16 protein-coding genes and 1 riboswitch are annotated in these 17,619 nt (G+C 71.3%); of the genes, 10 read left to right on the top strand and 6 right to left on the bottom strand.

The features are described from left to right. The first annotated feature begins 30 nt into the window (after window positions 1-30). The 7 genes from ACIP5O_RS29275 (at window position 31) to def (ending at window position 6,499) form a co-directional block, all read left to right on the top strand. Entirely contained in the window at window positions 31-696 is a 666-nt protein-coding gene (locus tag ACIP5O_RS29275; RefSeq protein WP_401298432.1) for an alpha/beta family hydrolase, read from the top strand. 270 nt (window positions 697-966) lie between these two features. Beyond that, on the top strand, window positions 967-1,623 hold the full coding sequence (locus tag ACIP5O_RS29270) for a sigma-70 family RNA polymerase sigma factor (RefSeq protein WP_030207302.1): 657 nt from the start codon (window positions 967-969) through the stop codon (window positions 1,621-1,623). Beyond that, entirely contained in the window at window positions 1,620-1,931 is a 312-nt protein-coding gene (gene rsrA / locus ACIP5O_RS29265; protein WP_401298429.1) for a mycothiol system anti-sigma-R factor, read from the top strand. The genes ACIP5O_RS29270 and rsrA overlap by 4 nt, the downstream gene beginning before the upstream one ends. Before the next feature lie 151 nt (window positions 1,932-2,082). Next, entirely contained in the window at window positions 2,083-3,456 is a 1,374-nt protein-coding gene (locus ACIP5O_RS29260) for an HD-GYP domain-containing protein (protein WP_401298723.1), read from the top strand. Further along, window positions 3,453-4,733: an HD-GYP domain-containing protein gene (locus ACIP5O_RS29255; RefSeq protein WP_401298426.1), complete on the top strand. Its 1,281-nt coding sequence runs from the start codon at window positions 3,453-3,455 to the stop codon at window positions 4,731-4,733. The genes ACIP5O_RS29260 and ACIP5O_RS29255 overlap by 4 nt, the downstream gene beginning before the upstream one ends. 79 nt (window positions 4,734-4,812) lie before the next feature. Continuing rightward, window positions 4,813-5,793, top strand: a complete 981-nt coding sequence (locus ACIP5O_RS29250; protein WP_125658568.1) for a hypothetical protein — start codon at window positions 4,813-4,815, stop codon at window positions 5,791-5,793. A 67-nt stretch (window positions 5,794-5,860) separates the two neighbouring features. Next, on the top strand, window positions 5,861-6,499 hold the full coding sequence (gene def, locus ACIP5O_RS29245; RefSeq protein ID WP_401298422.1) for a peptide deformylase: 639 nt from the start codon (window positions 5,861-5,863) through the stop codon (window positions 6,497-6,499). A 79-nt stretch (window positions 6,500-6,578) separates the two neighbouring features. Here the strand turns inward: def and ACIP5O_RS29240 are convergent, their stop codons facing one another. From ACIP5O_RS29240 to ACIP5O_RS29215, 6 genes are all read right to left on the bottom strand, one after another. Then, window positions 6,579-7,592 carry a ribonucleotide-diphosphate reductase subunit beta gene (locus ACIP5O_RS29240; protein WP_053646824.1) on the bottom strand — a complete coding sequence of 338 codons (1,014 nt, stop codon included), beginning with the start codon at window positions 7,590-7,592 and terminating at the stop codon, window positions 6,579-6,581. Next, complete coding sequence (locus ACIP5O_RS29235; RefSeq protein WP_401298418.1) at window positions 7,592-9,967, bottom strand: ribonucleoside-diphosphate reductase subunit alpha; 2,376 nt, start codon at window positions 9,965-9,967, stop codon at window positions 7,592-7,594. The genes ACIP5O_RS29240 and ACIP5O_RS29235 overlap by 1 nt, the downstream gene beginning before the upstream one ends. 128 nt (window positions 9,968-10,095) lie before the next feature. Further along, window positions 10,096-10,236: riboswitch (cobalamin riboswitch) on the bottom strand. A gap of 49 nt (window positions 10,237-10,285) precedes the next feature. Further along, on the bottom strand, window positions 10,286-10,795 hold the full coding sequence (locus tag ACIP5O_RS29230; protein WP_401298415.1) for a GNAT family N-acetyltransferase: 510 nt from the start codon (window positions 10,793-10,795) through the stop codon (window positions 10,286-10,288). A gap of 82 nt (window positions 10,796-10,877) precedes the next feature. After that, a complete protein-coding gene (gene mctP / locus ACIP5O_RS29225) occupies window positions 10,878-12,503 on the bottom strand; it encodes a monocarboxylate uptake permease MctP (RefSeq protein ID WP_401298412.1) in 1,626 nt (541 codons plus the stop codon). Then, entirely contained in the window at window positions 12,500-12,754 is a 255-nt protein-coding gene (locus tag ACIP5O_RS29220) for a DUF3311 domain-containing protein (RefSeq protein ID WP_125658586.1), read from the bottom strand. Before ACIP5O_RS29220 ends, mctP begins: the two co-directional genes overlap by 4 nt. Window positions 12,755-12,976: 222 nt before the next feature. Beyond that, entirely contained in the window at window positions 12,977-13,741 is a 765-nt protein-coding gene (locus ACIP5O_RS29215; protein ID WP_125658612.1) for a GntR family transcriptional regulator, read from the bottom strand. 514 nt (window positions 13,742-14,255) lie between these two features. Between ACIP5O_RS29215 and ACIP5O_RS29210 the strand changes: the two genes are divergently transcribed. The 3 genes from ACIP5O_RS29210 (at window position 14,256) to ACIP5O_RS29200 (ending at window position 17,617) form a co-directional block, all read left to right on the top strand. After that, window positions 14,256-15,551, top strand: coding sequence for an extracellular solute-binding protein (locus ACIP5O_RS29210; protein WP_401298408.1), 1,296 nt, complete (start codon window positions 14,256-14,258; stop codon window positions 15,549-15,551). Between the two features lie 129 nt (window positions 15,552-15,680). Next, window positions 15,681-16,706, top strand: coding sequence for a sugar ABC transporter permease (locus ACIP5O_RS29205; protein WP_356542561.1), 1,026 nt, complete (start codon window positions 15,681-15,683; stop codon window positions 16,704-16,706). A gap of 74 nt (window positions 16,707-16,780) precedes the next feature. Further along, window positions 16,781-17,617 (top strand): carbohydrate ABC transporter permease, encoded by an 837-nt coding sequence (locus tag ACIP5O_RS29200; protein ID WP_356542878.1) that lies wholly within the window; start codon window positions 16,781-16,783, stop codon window positions 17,615-17,617. Window positions 17,618-17,619: the final 2 nt, after the last annotated feature.

Below are 17,619 nucleotides of genomic sequence, written 5' to 3'. Positions count from 1 at the left end.
CCCGGAGGGCCCGGGCGGCAGGATGGGGCCGTGACCGACGAAACGACCCGCGGAGCGACGCGGCACGAGACCGTCCCCACCGACGCCGGCGACGCCCGCGTCACCTGGTACGAGCCGGACGCGGGCACGGAGCCGCGGACCGTCCTCGCCCTCGGCCACGGCGCCGGCGGCGGGATCGGGGCCCGCGATCTGCGGGCCCTGGCCGGAGCCCTGCCCGCCCGGGGCGTGACCGTCGCCCTCGTCGAACAGCCCTGGCGGGTCGCGGGCAAGAAGCTCGCGCCCGCCCCCAAGACCCTCGACACCGCCTGGCGCGGCCTCTGGCCCGCCCTCGCGAAGCCCGGCCTCCCCGTGGTCGCGGGCGGCCGCAGCGCCGGCGCCCGGGTCGCCTGCCGCACCGGCCGCGAGCTCGGCGCGACGGCCGTCCTCGCCCTGGGCTTCCCGCTGCACCCGCCGGGGAAGCCGGAGAAGACCCGCGCCGGCGAACTCCTCGCCACCGGCCTGCCCACCCTCGTGGTCCAGGGCGGCAACGACCCCTTCGGCCGCCCCCAGGAGTTCCCGGACGGCCCGTACCGCCTCGTCGAGGTCCCGTACGGGGACCACGGCTTCGCCCTGCCCAAGCGCGCCCCCCTCGGCCAGGAGGAGGCCCTCGGACTCCTCGTGGACGGCGTCGCCGAATGGCTCGGCGCCCTGCGCTGACGCCCCGTCCGCCGCGCCCCCGCCCCGGGAATGCCGGGCGGGGGAGCACTGTTGTTCCGTACGTCGTACGACAGCAGGGAAGAGCAAGGAGAGGGAGTCCGTCGCATGGGTTCGACCATCTGCCCGGAGCGCGCGCAGGGCGCTGACCTCGACTGGACGGTGCTGCCCGCGCCCAAGGGCGTCTCGATTCGGGCGGCGGGCGGAGCGGTTCCTCGTCTATCCTCCGAAACGAGCGGGTCCGCCCCCGGGCTCGCCGGCGCGCTGGAGGAGGTGGGTCCGGTCACTGGGACCGACACAGGGACCGACGACGGCCCCGAGGAGACGACCGAGGAGCGCAACGCGCGCTTCGAGCGGGACGCCCTCGGCTACCTCGACCAGATGTACTCGGCCGCGCTGCGCATGACGCGCAACCCCGCGGACGCGGAGGACCTGGTGCAGGAGACCTACGCCAAGGCGTACGGGTCCTTCCACCAGTTCCGCGAGGGCACGAACCTCAAGGCGTGGCTGTACCGCATCCTCACCAACACCTTCATCAACTCGTACCGCAAGAAGCAGCGCGAACCCCAGCGCAGCGCCGCCGAGGAGATCGAGGACTGGCAGCTCGCCCGCGCCGAGTCGCACATGTCGACCGGCCTGCGCTCCGCCGAGTCCCAGGCGCTCGACCACCTTCCCGACTCCGACGTGAAGGAAGCGCTGCAGGCGATCCCCGAGGAGTTCCGCATCGCCGTCTACCTCGCCGACGTCGAGGGCTTTGCGTACAAGGAGATCGCGGACATCATGGGGACGCCCATCGGTACGGTGATGTCCCGGCTGCACCGGGGCCGCCGCCAGCTGCGCGGCATGCTCGAGGACTACGCCCGCGACCGCGGGCTGGTTCCCGCGGGCGCCGGAGAGTCGTCGAACGATCTGAAAGGCTCGGGCTCATGAGCTGCGGAGAGCCGCACGAGACGGACTGCTCGGAGGTCCTGGACCACCTCTACGAGTTCCTCGACCACGAGATGCCCGACAGCGACTGCACCAAGTTCGAGGTGCACTTCGAGGAGTGCTCCCCGTGCCTGGAGAAGTACGGCCTGGAGCAGGCCGTGAAGAAGCTCGTCAAGCGCTGCTGCGGCAGTGACGACGTCCCCACCGACCTGAGGGCCAAGGTCATGGGCCGGATCGAGCTGATCCGCGCCGGCCAGTTGGCGCCCGAGCAGGTCGAGCAGGACGTCACGGCGAGCGCGCCACAGGAGTAGCACCCCTCCCGCACCGACGGGAACGGAGGCCGCCACGACGCGATCGCGGCGGCCTCCGGCGTAAGTCGGCTTGTATCACCCGATGGTGCGAATCGGTCCCGGCGCGCCGTCGCGGGCCGCCCGACTCGCTAGCGTGACGGGGATGACGGGTGTGAAGGTCGTCCCCCCGGCGGCCCGCGTGTACATCGGCTGTGCCCTGCTCGCCGCCGGAGCGTGCGTCCTGCCCGCGCTGCGCCCCGGCGCGCCCTGGGAGTCGATCGCGCTCCTCGCCGCCCTGTACGCGCTCTGCGAGCTGCCCGCCCGCTGCCCCCTCCTGGGCCGCGCGCTCGGCGGCTCCGTCCCCATGGGCACCGGCTCCTTCTTCCCCGTCCTCCTCGCCGCCGCGCTGCTCCTGCCGCCCGCCGCCGCCGCGCTCACCGCCGTGCCCGGCAGCCTCCTCGCCCGCGTCGAGGAACCCCCGGCCGCACCGCGCCGCGCCTGGCGGGCCGCCGCCACGGCCCTCGCCGCCTGGGCCGCCGCCCACACCGCCGGGGCCCTGGGCGGCCCGGCCGCCCTCGGACACGGCCGCAGCGCCCCCGACTTCCCGTACGCGCTGCTGCCCGCCGGCGCCGCCGCCCTCGCCTTCTGCCTGGTCCTGACCGCCCTCGACGGCGGCATCCGCGCCACCGCCGACGGACTGCCCGTGCGGGCCGCCTGGCGCGGCCTGCTCGGCCGGGCGCTCGCCCCGCACGCCGTGCACGGCCTCGCCGGCCTGATGATGGCCGTCCTGTGGAGCAGCAGCCACGGGCCGGTCGCGGGCCTCTTCGTGCTCCTGCCCATGTACATCTCCTGCTGGGTCTTCGCCCAGTACCACCGCGAGCGCGCCGCCCACCGGGCCACCATCCGCGCCCTCGTCCAGGCCGTCGACATCAAGGACCGCTACACCCGGGGCCACAGCGAGCGCGTCGGCCACGCCTCCGTCCTCATCGCCCGCGAACTCGGCATGCCCGAGGACCGGCTCGACGCCGTCCGCTTCGCCGGCATCCTGCACGACGTGGGGAAGCTGGGCGTGCCCACCCGGGTGCTCCGCAAGGACGGGCCCCTCACCCCCGAGGAGCGCCGGGTCATCGAACTGCACCCCGAGTACGGGCACGAGATCGTCCGGGGCATCGGCTTCCTCGACGAGGCCCGGGCCGCGATCCTCCACCACCACGAACGGATGGACGGCAGCGGCTACCCCTACGGGCTGCGCGGCGAGCAGATCCCCGAGTTCGCCCGGATGGTCGCCGTCGCCGACGCCTTCGACGCCATGACCTCCAACCGCTCCTACAGCCGCGCCCGGCCGGTGCCCGTGGCCGTCGCCGAGCTGGAGCGGTGCGCCGGCACCCACTTCGACCCCCGGATGGTCGGTGCCCTGGTCCGGGCCCTGGACCGGCACGGCTGGCGGCCCGCCGTCACCGCCGACGAGACCCCGTCCGGCGGGGGCGTCCCCAAGGCCCGGGAGGCGTCCGCCCCGTCCTCCGCCCCCTTCGGGGAGCGCGCGTGAGGCCCGGCACCGCCACCGTCGGCGCCGTCCGCGCGGCCGCCCTGCTCCTCGTCCTCACCGCCCTCGGCGCCACCCTCCGGCACGGCGTCGACCAGCCCGGCAACGCCCTCGCCTTCGGCACCCTCGTCGCCCTCGGCGAACTGGCCCGCTGGGGCGCCGCCCCCGGCGAGCGGGAACCCGCGCCGCTCGCCGCCGCCGGAGCCCTCGCGTACGCCCTGCTCGGGCAGAGCGCCGGGAACGCCACCACCCACGGCGTCCTCCAGACCGTCGCCGTCGTCGCCGCCGGGGGTCTCGCCGGGATCGTCCCCCACCTCGCCCGGGGCCGGGGGCCGGGCCCCGACCACCTCGCCCGCCGCCTCCTCACCGTCGGCTTCGCCGCGCTCTGCTTCCAGCCCCTCTACAACTCCGGCGCCGTCGTCCGGCACCTCGGCGAGGGCCCCCCGTACGCCCTCTTCCTCGGGCTCCTGCTCGTCCTGACCGCCCTGTGCGACGCCGTGCTCGCCGCCCTCCTGCTCCGCGCCCGTACGGGATTCCCGTACGGGCCCCTCCTCCGCGACGAGCTGCGCGCCCTCCTCGGCATCGGCTCCGCCGTCTGCGCCACCGGCGCCGTCATGGCCCTCGGCGTCGCCGCCGCCGGACTCTGGGCCCTGCCCGTGCTCGCCGTCCCGCTGCTGCTCACCCAGGTCTCCTACCGGCGGTACGAGGCCGTGCGCACCGTCAACCGGCAGACCATCGCCTCCCTCGCGCGGGCGACCGAGGTCGCCGGCTGCACCCCGCCCGGCCACGCCCGCCGGGTCGCCGCCCTCAGCACGGCCGTCGGACGCGAGCTGGGCCTCTCCGGGGCCGAGCTGACCGTCCTCGAACACGCGGCGCTCATGCACGACATCGGCCAACTCTCCCTCGTCGACCCGGTCGAGGGCGGCGCCACCGCCCTCCTGCCGGCCGAGGAGCAGCGCCGGATCGCCCTCCTCGGCGGCGAGGTCGTCCGCAGGACCGGGGTCCCGCCGGCCGTCGCCGTGATCGTCGAGCGGCAGGCCGACCCGTACCGCGAGCAGCCGCTGCCCGCCCGGATCGTCCGGACCGTGAACGCCTACGACGACCTGACGAGTGCCGGGCCGGGAACCGGGGCAGGAGGGGGAGCGGGCGCCGTCCTCGACGCCCTGGAGCGGCTCCGGCTCGGCACCGCCCGGGACCACCACCCGGACGTGGTCGAGTGCCTGGCCAGGGTCCTGGCCCGGGGCGGGGCCGCCGGGATGACCCCGGTCGTCCCTGGGTAACCCATGGGTAATGAGCGCGCGTCCGACCGGGCATGGTTGGATGCGAACAAGAGGGTGAAGCGACCGGCAGGCGGGAATCGTGAAGATCTTCGGGAAGGTACGGCATCGGCCCTCCGCCTCGTGGCGGCAGGCCACCGACCGCGCGTTCACGCTGATCGGCGACGGCCGGTACGAGGACGCGGGCGCGCTCCTGACGCGGGCGGCGGACCTGGAGCCCTGGCTCTCCGAGTCCTGGTTCAACCTGGCGCTGCTGCACAAGTTCCGGCACGACTGGGAGCAGGCCCGGGCCGCCGGGCTGCGCGCGGTCGCCCTGCTCGACAAGGAGACCGGCGCTCCCGACTGGTGGAACGTCGGCATTGCCGCCACCGCGCTCCAGGACTGGCCGCTGGCCCGCCGCGCCTGGCAGGCGTACGGACTGCGGGTGCCCGGGGCCGCCTCCGGCACGGGCGAGCCCGCCGGCATGGACCTGGGCAGCGCCGCCGTCCGGCTCTCGCCCGAGGGCGAGGCCGAGGTCGTGTGGGGCCGCCGGCTCGACCCGGCCCGGATGGAGGTGCTCTCCATCCCGCTGCCGTCCTCCGGGCGCCGCTGGGGCGAGGTCGTCCTCCACGACGGCGTGCCGAACGGCGAGCGGACCACCACCGCCGGGCCCTCCTATCCGGTCTTCGACGAGATCGAGCTGTGGGCGCCCTCGCCCGTCCCCACCTGGGTGGTCCTCCTGGAGGCCGCCACCGAGGCCGACAGGGACGCCCTGGAGCAGCTGGCCGCCGAGGCGGGCTTCGCCGCCGAGGACTGGTCGTCCTCCGTGCGGCTGCTCTGCCGCGCCTGTTCGGAGTCGACCATGCCGAGCGCCGAGGGCGAGGGCGAGCACTCCGACCCGCACGACCACAGCGAGCCGGGCCACCCCGGGCCGCTCGGCCACCGCTCGCCCGGCGAGCTGTGGGTGCCGGAGCGGGAGTGCGGCATCGCGGCCCCGGCCGGGCTCGTGCGCGGGCTCCTCGACGGCTGGGTGGCGGACAGCCCGGACAGCCGCGAGTGGCGGGATCTCGAAGAGGTCTGCTGAGCGGTCCGTCCCTTCCCCGTAGGCTGTCCTCCGACGGAATCGGGTTTTCAGGAAGGCGCGGCCGGACATGGCGCAGCAGGAGACGGACGAGCAGACGCAGATCGACGACGACGGCTTCGTCGTGGACACGGAGGACTGCGAGGCGCGTGAGCTCGCCCACCGTGAGCGCGGCAAGGCCCGCCCGATCACGGTCGTCGGCAACCCCGTGCTGCACAAGGAGTGCAAGGACGTCACCGAGTTCGACGACGGGCTCGCGGCGCTGATCGACGACATGTTCGCCAGCCAGAAGGCCGCCGAGGGCGTGGGCCTGGCCGCGAACCAGATCGGCGTGGACCTCAAGGTCTTCGTCTACGACTGCCCGGACGACGAGGGCGTCCGGCACACCGGCGTCGTGATCAACCCGGTGCTCCAGGAGCTGCCGGCGGACCGCCGCGTCCTGGACGAGTCCAACGAGGGCTGCCTCTCCGTGCCGACCGCCTACGCCGAGCTGGCCCGCCCGGACTACGCCGAGGTCCACGGCCGGGACGCGCAGGGCAACCCGATCAAGGTGCGGGGCACCGGCTACTTCGCCCGCTGCCTCCAGCACGAGACGGACCACCTGTACGGCCGCCTCTACATCGACCGCCTCTCCAAGCGGGACCGCAAGGACGCCCTGCGCCAGATGGAGGAGGGCACCCCGCGCTACGAGACGGTCCCGAACGACTGATCCACGCGCGCGTACGTATCGCGTACGTATGCGGAAGGGCCCCGCACTCTCCGGAGTGCGGGGCCCTTCCACGTACCGTCTAGAAGTCCTCGTCGAGGTCCACCGAGCCCTCGACCGCCACCTGGTAGGCGGACGGGCGGCGCTCGAAGAAGTTGGTCAGCTCCTGGACGCCCTGGAGCTCCATGAAGGAGAACGGGTTCTCCGAGCCGTACACCGGGGCGAAGCCGAGGCGCTGGAGGCGCTGGTCGGCGACGCACTGGAGGTACTCGCGCATCGACTCGGTGTTCATGCCCGGCAGGCCGTCGCCGCACAGGTCGCGGCCGAACTGGAGCTCCGCCTCCACGGCCTCCTTCAGCATGTCCGTGACCTGCTGCTGGAGCGCGTCGTCGAAGAGCTCGGGCTCCTCCTTGCGGACGGTGTCCACGACCTCGAAGGCGAAGTTCATGTGCATCGTCTCGTCGCGGAAGACCCAGTTGGTGCCGGTCGCCAGACCGTGCAGCAGGCCCCGGGACCGGAACCAGTACACGTAGGCGAAGGCGCCGTAGAAGAACAGGCCCTCGATGCACGCCGCGAAGCAGATCAGGTTCAGCAGGAAGCGGCGGCGGTCGGCGGCCGTCTCCAGGCGCTCGATCTTCTCGACCGAGTCCATCCACTTGAAGCAGAACTGCGCCTTCTCGCGGATGGAGGGGATCTCCTCGACCGCGTCGAACGCGGCGGCGCGGTCGTCCGGGTCGGGCAGGTAGGTGTCGAGCAGCGTCAGGTAGAACTGGACGTGCACGGCCTCCTCGAAGAGCTGCCGGCTCAGGTAGAGCCGCGCCTCGGGGGAGTTGATGTGCTTGTAGAGCGTCAGGACCAGGTTGTTCGAGACGATCGAGTCGCCCGTCGCGAAGAACGCGACCAGACGGCCGATCATGTGCTGCTCGGCCGGGGTCAGCTTGGCGAGGTCGGCGACGTCCGAGTGGAGGTCGACCTCCTCGACGGTCCAGGTGTTCTTGATGGCGTCCCGGTAGCGCTCGTAGAAGTCCGGGTAGCGCATGGGGCGGAGGGTGAGTTCGAAGCCCGGGTCGAGCAGGTTCTTCTGTTCGGTGGACATTACTGGCAGGCCTCGCAGGACTCGGGGTTTTCCAGGGAGCAGGCGACCGCGTCGGGGTCGGCGACCTGCTGGACGGGGATGGGCGCGGCGGCGGCCGTCGACGCCTGGGCGGCGCGGGCGATCCGGGTGGCCGGGCGGGAGCGCAGGTAGTACGTCGTCTTGAGGCCCTGCTTCCAGGCGTACGCGTACATCGACGACAGCTTGCCGATGGTCGGCGTCTCCAGGAACAGGTTCAGCGACTGCGACTGGTCCAGGAACGGGGTGCGGGCGGCGGCCATGTCGATCAGGCCGCGCTGCGGGATCTCCCAGGCCGTGCGGTACAGCTCGCGCACCTCGGCCGGGACCCAGGTGAAGCCCTGCACCGAGCCGTTGGCGTCGCGCAGCGCCTCACGGGTCTGCGCGTCCCACACGCCGAGCTTCTTCAGCTCGTCGACGAGGTACGAGTTGACCTGGAGGAACTCGCCCGACAGCGTCTCGCGCTTGAACAGGTTGGAGACCTGCGGCTCGATGCACTCGTACACGCCGGCGATCGAGGCGATCGTCGCGGTCGGCGCGATGGCGAGGAGGAGGCTGTTGCGCATGCCGACGGCGGCGATCCGCTCGCGCAGGGCGGTCCAGCGCTCCGGCCAGTTCAGCTCGACGTCGTAGTGGTCGGGGTGCAGCACGCCCCGGGCCGCGCGGGTCTTCTCCCAGGCCGGCAGCGGACCGCTGCGCTCGGCGAGGTCGGCGGAGGCCTCGTACGCGGCGAGCATGATCCGCTCGGCGATGCGGGTGGAGAGCGCCCGCGCCTCGGGGGAGTCGAAGGGCAGCTTCAGCTGGAAGAAGACGTCCTGGAGGCCCATGGCGCCCAGGCCGACCGGACGCCAGCGGGAGTTGGAGCGGCCCGCCTGCTCGGTCGGGTAGAAGTTGATGTCGACGACCCGGTCGAGGAAGGTGACGGCCGTGCGGACGGTCGCGTCCAGGCGCTCCCAGTCGATGTCCGAACCGACCACGAACGCGCCGAGGTTGACCGAGCCCAGGTTGCAGACCGCGGTCTCGCCGTCGTCGGTGACCTCCAGGATCTCCGTGCAGAGGTTGGAGGAGTGGACGGTGTGGCCGGGCTCGGCGGTCTGGTTGGCCGTCCGGTTCGAGGCGTCCTTGAAGGTCATCCAGCCGTTGCCGGTCTGGGCCAGGGTCCGCATCATCCGGCCGTACAGGTCGCGGGCTGGCATCGTCTTGCGGGCCAGGCCGGCCGCCTCGGCCTTGCGGTAGGCGGCGTCGAACTCCTCGCCCCACAGGTCGACGAGCTCGGGCACGTCCGAGGGGGAGAACAGCGACCACTCGGCGTCGGCGTTCACGCGGCGCATGAACTCGTCCGGGATCCAGTGCGCCAGGTTCAGGTTGTGCGTGCGGCGCTGGTCCTCGCCGGTGTTGTCGCGGAGCTCCAGGAACTCCTCGATGTCCGCGTGCCAGGTCTCCAGGTAGACCGCGGCGGCGCCCTTGCGGCGGCCGCCCTGGTTCACGGCGGCGACGGAGGCGTCGAGGGTCTTGAGGAACGGCACGATGCCGTTGGAGTGCCCGTTGGTGCCCCGGATCAGCGAACCGCGGGCGCGGATGCGGGAGTACGAGAGGCCGATGCCGCCCGCGTGCTTGGAGAGGCGCGCGACCTGGTGGTAGCGGTCGTAGATGGAGTCCAGCTCGTCCTGGGGGGAGTCCAGGAGGTAGCAGGAGGACATCTGCGGGTGGCGGGTGCCGGAGTTGAAGAGCGTGGGGGAGGACGGCAGGTAGTCCAGGCGGCTCATCAGGCCGTACAGCGCGGCCACTTCGTCGAGCGCGCGGACGCTCTCGTCCTCGGCCAGGCCGCAGGCGACGCGCAGCATGAAGTGCTGCGGGGTCTCGATCACCTTGCGGGTGATCGGGTGGCGCAGCAGGTAGCGCGAGTAGAGGGTGCGCAGGCCGAAGTAGCCGAAGCGGTCGTCGCCGGCGCGGTCGATCGTGGCGTCGAGGCGGTCGGCGTGCAGCGCGACGAACTCGGCGGTGCGGTCGGCGATCAGGCCCTCGCGGTGGCCGACGGCCACCGAGGAGGAGAAGTTCACCGAGCCCTGGGAGGCGGCCTCGTCCGCGATGGTGATGGTGAGGAGCCGGGCGGCGAGCCGGGAGTACGCGGGGTCCTCGGCGATCAGGCCGGCGGCCGCCTCGGTGGCCAGCTCGCGCAGCTCCGCCTCGTCCGCGGCGGAGCTGCGGCCGCGGAGCGCGGCGGCGGCGACCTTGCCGGGGTCGGTGTCGGGGAGATCGGCGGTGAGGTCGGTCAGGGTCCGCAGCAGTACGGTCCCGGGGCCGTCGCTCTCGACCGCGGAAGCCTCGGCCGAAGCCGGATCGGCGGGCGCGATGGTCACGTGGGGGCTCTCCCTCGCTCGGCTCGGGGCCTCGGCGGGGGAGGGCGGACGGGCGGGCGTCCAGGCATGACGCGCCGCGTCCACCGGCCCACTCCGCGAGGCCCGGACGTCTGGGCACCCGGAACGGAAGGACCGGGCGCACTGTCGGCAGGTGTTCGGACTCACCCCGGACGAAACCGCACGAAGTACACCGTTGCGGGACAGTTCCGGATTCGCGCCGGATTCCCCTGCGTCGACAGCGAGGACGAGCATACATGTGGGGGGCGCCGCTCGTGGCACCCCCCACATGTTGTGTCGTCCCCTGGACGGGACGTGGGCTCAGAAGTCCAGGGAGTAGGTGCGCAGAGAGTGATCGGGGATCGGCTCCCAGTCCCGGTGCGGGGTGCGGACGAAGCCCATCCGCTCGTAGATCCGGTGCGCCGCGACCATCTCGGCGCCCGTCGAGAGCACGATCCGGGCGCACCCCGGCAGGGCCCGCGCCCGGTCGACACAGGTCCGTACGAGCGCCTCCCCGATGCCCCGGCCGCGGGCCTCCCGGGCGACCGCGAGCATCCGGAACTCGGCCTCGCCGGGCACGGCGATGTCGGCCCACGGGGTGCCGCCCCGGGCGAAGGTCACGCCGCCGACGATCCGGCCCGCCGCGTCCCGGGTGTCCTCCGCGACGAGGACCTCGCTCTCGCGGGCCCGGCGCGCCGTGTCCCGCAGCACCTCCAGGTAGGAGTCCTCCGTCCCGTACGTCAGCAGTCCGTCGTCCAGATAGGCGCGTCCGGTCAGCTCGCCGAGCACCTCGTACTCCTCGGGCCGTACCGCCCTGATCGTGAAGTCCATGGGGGGAAGTGTGCCTGCCCGGTACGTGACGGGACCCGGGGCCTCCTGGTGGAGGTCCCGGGCCCTTTGCGTACGGCCGGCGTCAGTGGGTCGGCGCGGTGACCTTCTCCATCTCGACCTGCACGCCGGGGTCGCCGGCGTCGGCCGTGTAGTCCGACGGGGAGGTCTCGTCGACGCCCTCGGGGGCCTTGACGGCCTTGAGGACGAAGGTGAGGACCACGGTGACCACGACGTTGAGGACGAAGGCGGTGAGGCCGATGTAGCCGATCTCGCCGATGCCCGGGATCTCGGCGGAGGAGCCGCCGAAGTGCTTCTGGGTCGGGCTGGCGACGCCGTAGGCGGCGACCGTGCCGTAGACCATGCCGACGGCCCAGCCCGCGAGCAGCGCCCAGCGGTGGAACCAGCGGGTGAACAGGCCGCCGACCAGGGCCGGGAAGGTCTGCAGGATCCAGATGCCGCCGAGGAGCTGGAAGTTGATCGCGACCGTCTTGTCCATGGTGAGGACGAAGGCGAGCGCGCCGACCTTGACCAGGAGCGAGACGATCTTGGAGACCTTGGTCTCCTGCGCCGGGGTGGCGTCCTTCTTGATGAAGTCCTTGTAGATGTTCCTCGTGAAGAGGTTGGCCGCGGCGATGGACATGATCGCGGCCGGGACGAGCGCGCCGATGCCGATCGCGGCGAACGCGACGCCCGCGAACCAGTCGGGGAACATGGTCTCGAAGAGCTGCGGGATGGCGAGCTGGCCGTTCTTCACCTGGATCCCGGCGGCGATCGCCATGAAGCCCAGCAGCGCGAGCAGGCCCAGCATCAGCGAGTACAGCGGCAGGATCGTGGTGTTGCGGCGGATGACCTCGCGGCTCCGGGACGACAGCGTCGCCGTGATGGAGTGCGGGTACATGAAGAGCGCGAGCGCGGAGCCGAGCGCGAGCGTCGCGTACGTCCACTGGCCGGCCTCGCCGGGGACGAGCGCGCCGCGCGGCTTGCCGGTCGCCGGGTTGGTCTGCGCGTACGCCTTGCCCGCCTCGGCGAAGATCTCGTCGAAGCCGCCCAGCTTGATCGGGATGTAGATGATCGCCACCGCGATGACGATGTAGATCAGGGTGTCCTTGACGAAGGCGATGAGCGCGGGGGCCCGCAGGCCCGAGGAGTACGTGTAGGCCGCGAGGACGCCGAAGGCGATGAGCAGCGGCAGGTCCTTGACGAACCAGTGGGTGTTCTCGCCGCCGCCGACGCCCATCACGTCCAGGACGGCCTGGATGCCGACGAGCTGGAGCGCGATGTACGGCATGGTGGCCAGGATGCCGGTGACCGCCACCGCGAGCGACAGGCCCTTGGAGCCGAAGCGGCCCCGGACGAAGTCGGAGGTGGTCACGTACCCGTGCTTGTGCGAGACCGACCACAGGCGCGGCAGGAAGGTGAAGATCAGCGGGTAGACGAGGATCGTGTACGGCACGGCGAAGAAGCCGGCCGCGCCCGCCGCGTAGATGGCCGCCGGGACGGCGACGAAGGTGTACGCGGTGTAGAGGTCGCCGCCGAGCAGGAACCAGGTCACCCAGGTGCCGAAGGACCGGCCGCCCAGGCCCCACTCGTCGAGGCTGTGCTCGTTCTCGGCCTTGCGCCAGCGCGCGGCCAGGAAGCCCATGACCGTGACGGCCACGAAGAAGAAGACGAAGACGCCGAGCGCCACGCCGTTCACGCCGTCCTTCATCGCGCGTCACCCCCCTCGCGGGACCGCTGGTCCCGCTGCCACAGCTTGTACGCGATCATGGTGAGCGCGGTGGAGACCAGCACCCAGAGCATCTGGTACCAGTAGAAGAAGGGGATGCCGGCGAAGAGGGGTTCGACCTTCGCGTAGGAGCCCACCCAGAGCATCGCCACGAACGGGGCGACGAGACAGAGCGCGATCACCACCCGCAGGGGGGTGATGGTCGGTTGTTTCCCTTGTGCCACTTCTGACATGGCGATTCCGTCCCCTCACTGATCACCTCGGTAATGCTGGGGAAATCTAGGGGACGCGTCCGCTGCATGGAACCCCCGTCCGCATAACGGATGCGTTTTGTCGGAAGCGGTCCTCTTCGGTCGTCCGCGGTGGCGCGGGGCGGGAATACGACATTCCAGGAAACGCGAAACGGCCGCACCCGCCGGGGGCGCGGCCGTTTCGCGCGGGGTGCGCGCGGTCGCTCAGTCGTGGGGGCGCCGGAGGCGGGCCACGAACTTGTACCGGTCGCCGCGGTAGACGGACCGCACCCACTCCACCGGCTCGCCCTGCGCGTCCAGCGAGTGGCGGGAGAGCATCAGCATCGGCAGGCCCACGTCCGTACCGAGCAGGCCGGCCTCGCGCGGGGTGGCGAGGGAGGTCTCGATGGTCTCCTCGGCCTCGGCGAGGTGCACGTCGTAGACCTCGGCGAGCGCGGTGTAGAGCGAGGTGTACTTGACGAGCGAGCGGCGCAGGGCCGGGAAGCGCTTCGCCGACAGGTGGGTGGTCTCGATCGCCATCGGCTCCCCGCTGGCGAGCCGCAGGCGCTCGATGCGGAGCACCCGGCCGCCGGCCGAGATGTCGAGCAGCCCGGCGAGGGTGTCGTCGGCGGTGACGTAGCCGATGTCGAGGAGCTGCGAGGTGGGCTCCAGGCCCTGGGCGCGCATGTCCTCGGTGTACGAGGTGAGTTGCAGCGCCTGGGAGACCTTGGGCTTGGCGACGAAGGTGCCCTTGCCCTGGATGCGCTCCAGGCGTCCCTCGACGACCAGCTCCTGGAGGGCCTGGCGCACGGTGGTGCGGGAGGTGTCGAACTCGGCGGCCAGCGTCCGCTCCGGCGGGACGGGCGTGCCGGGCGGCAGGGTCTCGGTCATGTCGAGCAAGTGCCGCTTCAGCCGGTAGTACTTGGGCACGCGCGCGGTACGGGTGGGCGTCCCGCTCTCTGTCTCCGTGCTCCCCGCGTCCGTGGCCATGGCCTGCCTTCCCGACTCCTGTGCTGTTGCCGTCACCGGCTCCTCCGTCTGTCGCGGCTCACATGGTGGCACGCTTCCCGTACCGCCACGGTTTCTCCTGCCGATCCGTGCCGCTCCGGTGGGGCGTCGGCGGACCGCCGGCGAGGAGGAGTCGTTCCCTGCTTCTTATACACCGTGATATCCCCCGTTGGTCTAGGCCATTCCGGCCGAGAGGTGAGAGGCTTCTTCCGGCGGAACGGAAGGGATCCTCCGGTCCGCCGGGGCGCGCACGGCGTCTTCGGGGGGCGGCGACTGGCGTGAATCCGGCGGTCGTGGCCGGACGTCGACCAGGTGTCGGTCCGATAACGGACGCCCATACCCGTCTTGCGCACCCTTGACACCCAAAAAGGTCTAGGCCAAGCTCCGAGTACTGGTCTAAACCATTAAAGACCAGGTCCCAGCCCCACGAGCATTACCCGACGTATGTCTTCGCGCGGTGGGCAGGGGGGTTGCAGGCATCCCTGAGGAGGGTGGCGTGAAGCGCAAGCTCATCGCGGCGATCGGCGTCGCGGGCATGATGGTCTCCATCGCTGCATGTGGTTCCGACAGCGACAAGGCCAAGGACGGCGACAAGGGCACGGCCGGCGGCAACAAGAACCTGACCGTCTGGGTCATGGACGGCTCGGCGCCCGACGCCTGGATGGCCGAGGTCAACAAGGCGTTCGAGGCCAAGCACCCCGGCGTCAAGGTCAAGGTCGAGAAGCAGGTCTGGAACGGCATCCAGGAGAAGGTCACCACCGCCCTCTCCGAGGACACCCCGCCGGACGTCCTGGAGCTCGGCAACACCCAGACCGCCGGCTACGCGGTCACCGGCGGCCTCGCGGACCTGAGCGGCGACAAGGCCACGCTCGGTTACGACGGCTGGAACAAGGGCATGGTCGCCTCCAACGAGTTGGACGGCAAGCTCTACTCCGCCCCCTGGTACGCCGCCAACCGCGTCGTCGTCTACGACAAGGCCGCCTTCAAGAAGGCCGGCGTCACCCCGCCGAAGACCCGCGCCGAGTGGATCGCGGGCCTGAAGAAGCTCAAGGCCTCCGACCCGAAGTCGCAGGCGATCTACCTGCCCGGCCAGTCCTGGTACGTCCTCGCCGGTCTCATCTGGGACGAGGGCAGCGACCTCGCGGTCAAGGACGGCGACAAGTGGAAGGGCAACCTGTCCTCCCCCGAGGCCGTCAGCGCCATGAACTTCTACAAGGAGCTGGCGTCCTACTCCACCGCTCCGAAGGACAAGGACGAGGCGACCCCGCAGCAGTCCACCGACGTCGTTCCCAAGGGCGGCGTGTCGTCCTGGATCGGTCTCGGCTGGGAGGCCGGCGGCGCGATCGACGCCATCAAGAAGGCCGGCAAGACGGCCGACTTCGGCTACTTCCCGATCCCGGGCAAGACGGCCGACAAGCCGGGCTCCGTCTTCCTCGGCGGCTCCAACCTCGCCATCGCCGAGCGCTCCCAGAACAAGGAGCTCGCGAAGGAGTGGCTGGCCCTGGCCGCCGGCAAGGAGTACATGACGAAGTACGCCGCCGCCACCGAGGGCGCGCTGCTTCCGAACACCGACGCGGCGCAGTTCAAGCCGGCCGCCGGCTCCTTCGCCGAGGCCATGGCCGCCTCCTCCGTCTCCGGCAAGGTCACCCCGGTGACCCCGGGCTGGGCGAACGTCGAGACCGCCCCGAACCCGATCAAGGACTACATGAGCAAGGTCCTGAAGGGCGAGGACGCCAAGGCCGCCGCCGAGGCCGCCGACAAGGTCATCAACGAGCGCATCAACCAGCAGTGATCCGCGACCCCGGTGGTGCGGCCGTGCGACACCGGCCGCACCACCGGGGTTCCGCAGCGACCAGTGGCCCGCTCCCCCGGGCCGCGACCCGGTGGGCGCGGGAGCCCCAAGACCGCGAGGAATAAGACCATGACCGTGGACTCCCCGGGGACGGCGGCCGCCGTCACCCAGGACGCGCCCGGAAGGGCGGCAGGGACGTCTCAGACTCCCCCGCCGGCCTCTTCCGGCCCGAAGGAAGTCCTTCAGCCCTCGCGCGGGAGACGCTCCCTGCCCAGCGGGCTGCTGCCGTACCTGCTCGTCGCACCGGCCCTGCTCACCATGGCCGGACTGCTCCTCTACCCGTTGATCCGCAATGTGATCCTCTCCTTCCAGTCGCTCAACCGGAAGGAGTTCATCACCCGCGAGACGGTGTGGACGGGCTTCGACAACTACACCCACCTGCTGGGCGACTCGCAGTTCTGGACCGTCGCCCTCCGCTCCGCCGTCTTCACCGCCGTCAACGTCGTGCTCATCATGGTCATCGGCACCGGCATCGGCCTGCTCCTCGACCGCCTGGGCAAGAAGATGCGGCTGGTGCTCTCGCTGTCCCTCGTCCTCGCGTGGGCCATGCCGATCGTCGCCTCCGTGACCGTCTTCCGCTGGCTCTTCGACGAGCAGTTCGGCGTCGCCAACTGGATGATGCGCACGCTCGGCTTCTCCGGCTACGAGCAGCACAACTGGTTCGAGACCGGCTTCTCGACCCTCACCATCTCCCTGATCCTGCTGGTCTGGGGCTCCATCCCCTTCGTCGCCCTCAACATGTACGCCGCCCTGACGACCGTCGGCACCGAGCTGTACGAGGCGGCCAAGATGGACGGCGCGAGCGGCTGGCGGACCTTCTGGGCCGTGGTCTTCCCGAACCTGAAGTCCTTCTTCATGATCACCACGTTCCTGGAGATCATCTGGATCTTCAAGGCGTTCACGCAGGTCTACGCGATGAACCTGGGCGGCCCCAACCGCGCCTCGGAGACCCTCCCCGTCTTCGCCTACATCGAGGGCGTCGGCCAGTTCCACTACGGCGTCGCCGCGGCCATCTCGGTCCTCACGATCGTGATGCTCGTCGCGATCATGTCCTTCTACTTCCGCCTGATCCTGAAGGAGGAGGACGAGCTGTGAGCGCCACCGCCCCCGCCCCCGCCCCGCAGGACGCCGCCGCCCCGCTGGGCGCCCCGGCCTCCGCCCCGCAGAAGCTGCGCACCCGCAAGAAGCTCACGGCCGGCGCGGTCGTCAAGAACGTCGTCGCGCTCGTCGTCGCGGCCGTCTTCGTCTTCCCCGTCTACTGGATGTTCTCGTCCTCGCTGAAGCCGCAGCACGAGATCCTGACGAAGGACCCGGTCTTCCTCTTCAAGCCGACCCTGGAGAACTACGGCACCTCCACCGGCGTCGACCTGTTCTGGACCTACGTCCGCAACAGCCTCACCGTCACCCTCGGTGCCGTGCTCCTCGCCCTCCTGGTCGCCCTCGCCGCGAGCTTCGCGCTCGCCCGGATGAGGTTCAGGGGCCGCAAGGGCATCATCCTCGTCGTGATGATGGCGCAGATGGCCCCCTGGGAGGTCATGGTCATCGCGATGTACATGATCTCGCGCGAGAACGACCTGCTGAACAGCATCCCGATGCTCACCGCGATCTACTTCGTGATGGTCCTGCCCTTCACCATCTGGACCCTGCGCGGCTTCATCGCCGCCGTCCCGGTGGAGCTGGAGGAGGCCGCCCAGATCGACGGCTGCACCCGCGGCCAGGCCTTCCGCAAGGTCATCTTCCCGCTGCTCGCCCCGGGTCTGATGTCGACCTCGATCTTCGGCTTCATCACGGCCTGGAACGAGTTCGCGATGATCCTCATGCTCAACAAGGACCGGGAGTCGCAGACCCTGACCCGCTGGCTGACCGAGTTCCAGACCGCCTTCGGCAGCGACTGGGGCGCCACCATGGCCGCCTCGACCCTCTTCGCGCTCCCCGTGCTGATCGTCTTCATCTTCGTCCAGCGCAAGGCCGTCGGCGGCATGACCGCCGGCGCGGTGAAGGGATAACG

Source organism: Streptomyces sp. NPDC088915 (assembly GCF_044749825.1).
Lineage (GTDB): Bacteria > Actinomycetota > Actinomycetes > Streptomycetales > Streptomycetaceae > Streptomyces.
The sequence above is the reverse complement of the archived record's forward strand: the minus strand, read 5'-3'. Positions and strand labels throughout refer to the sequence as shown.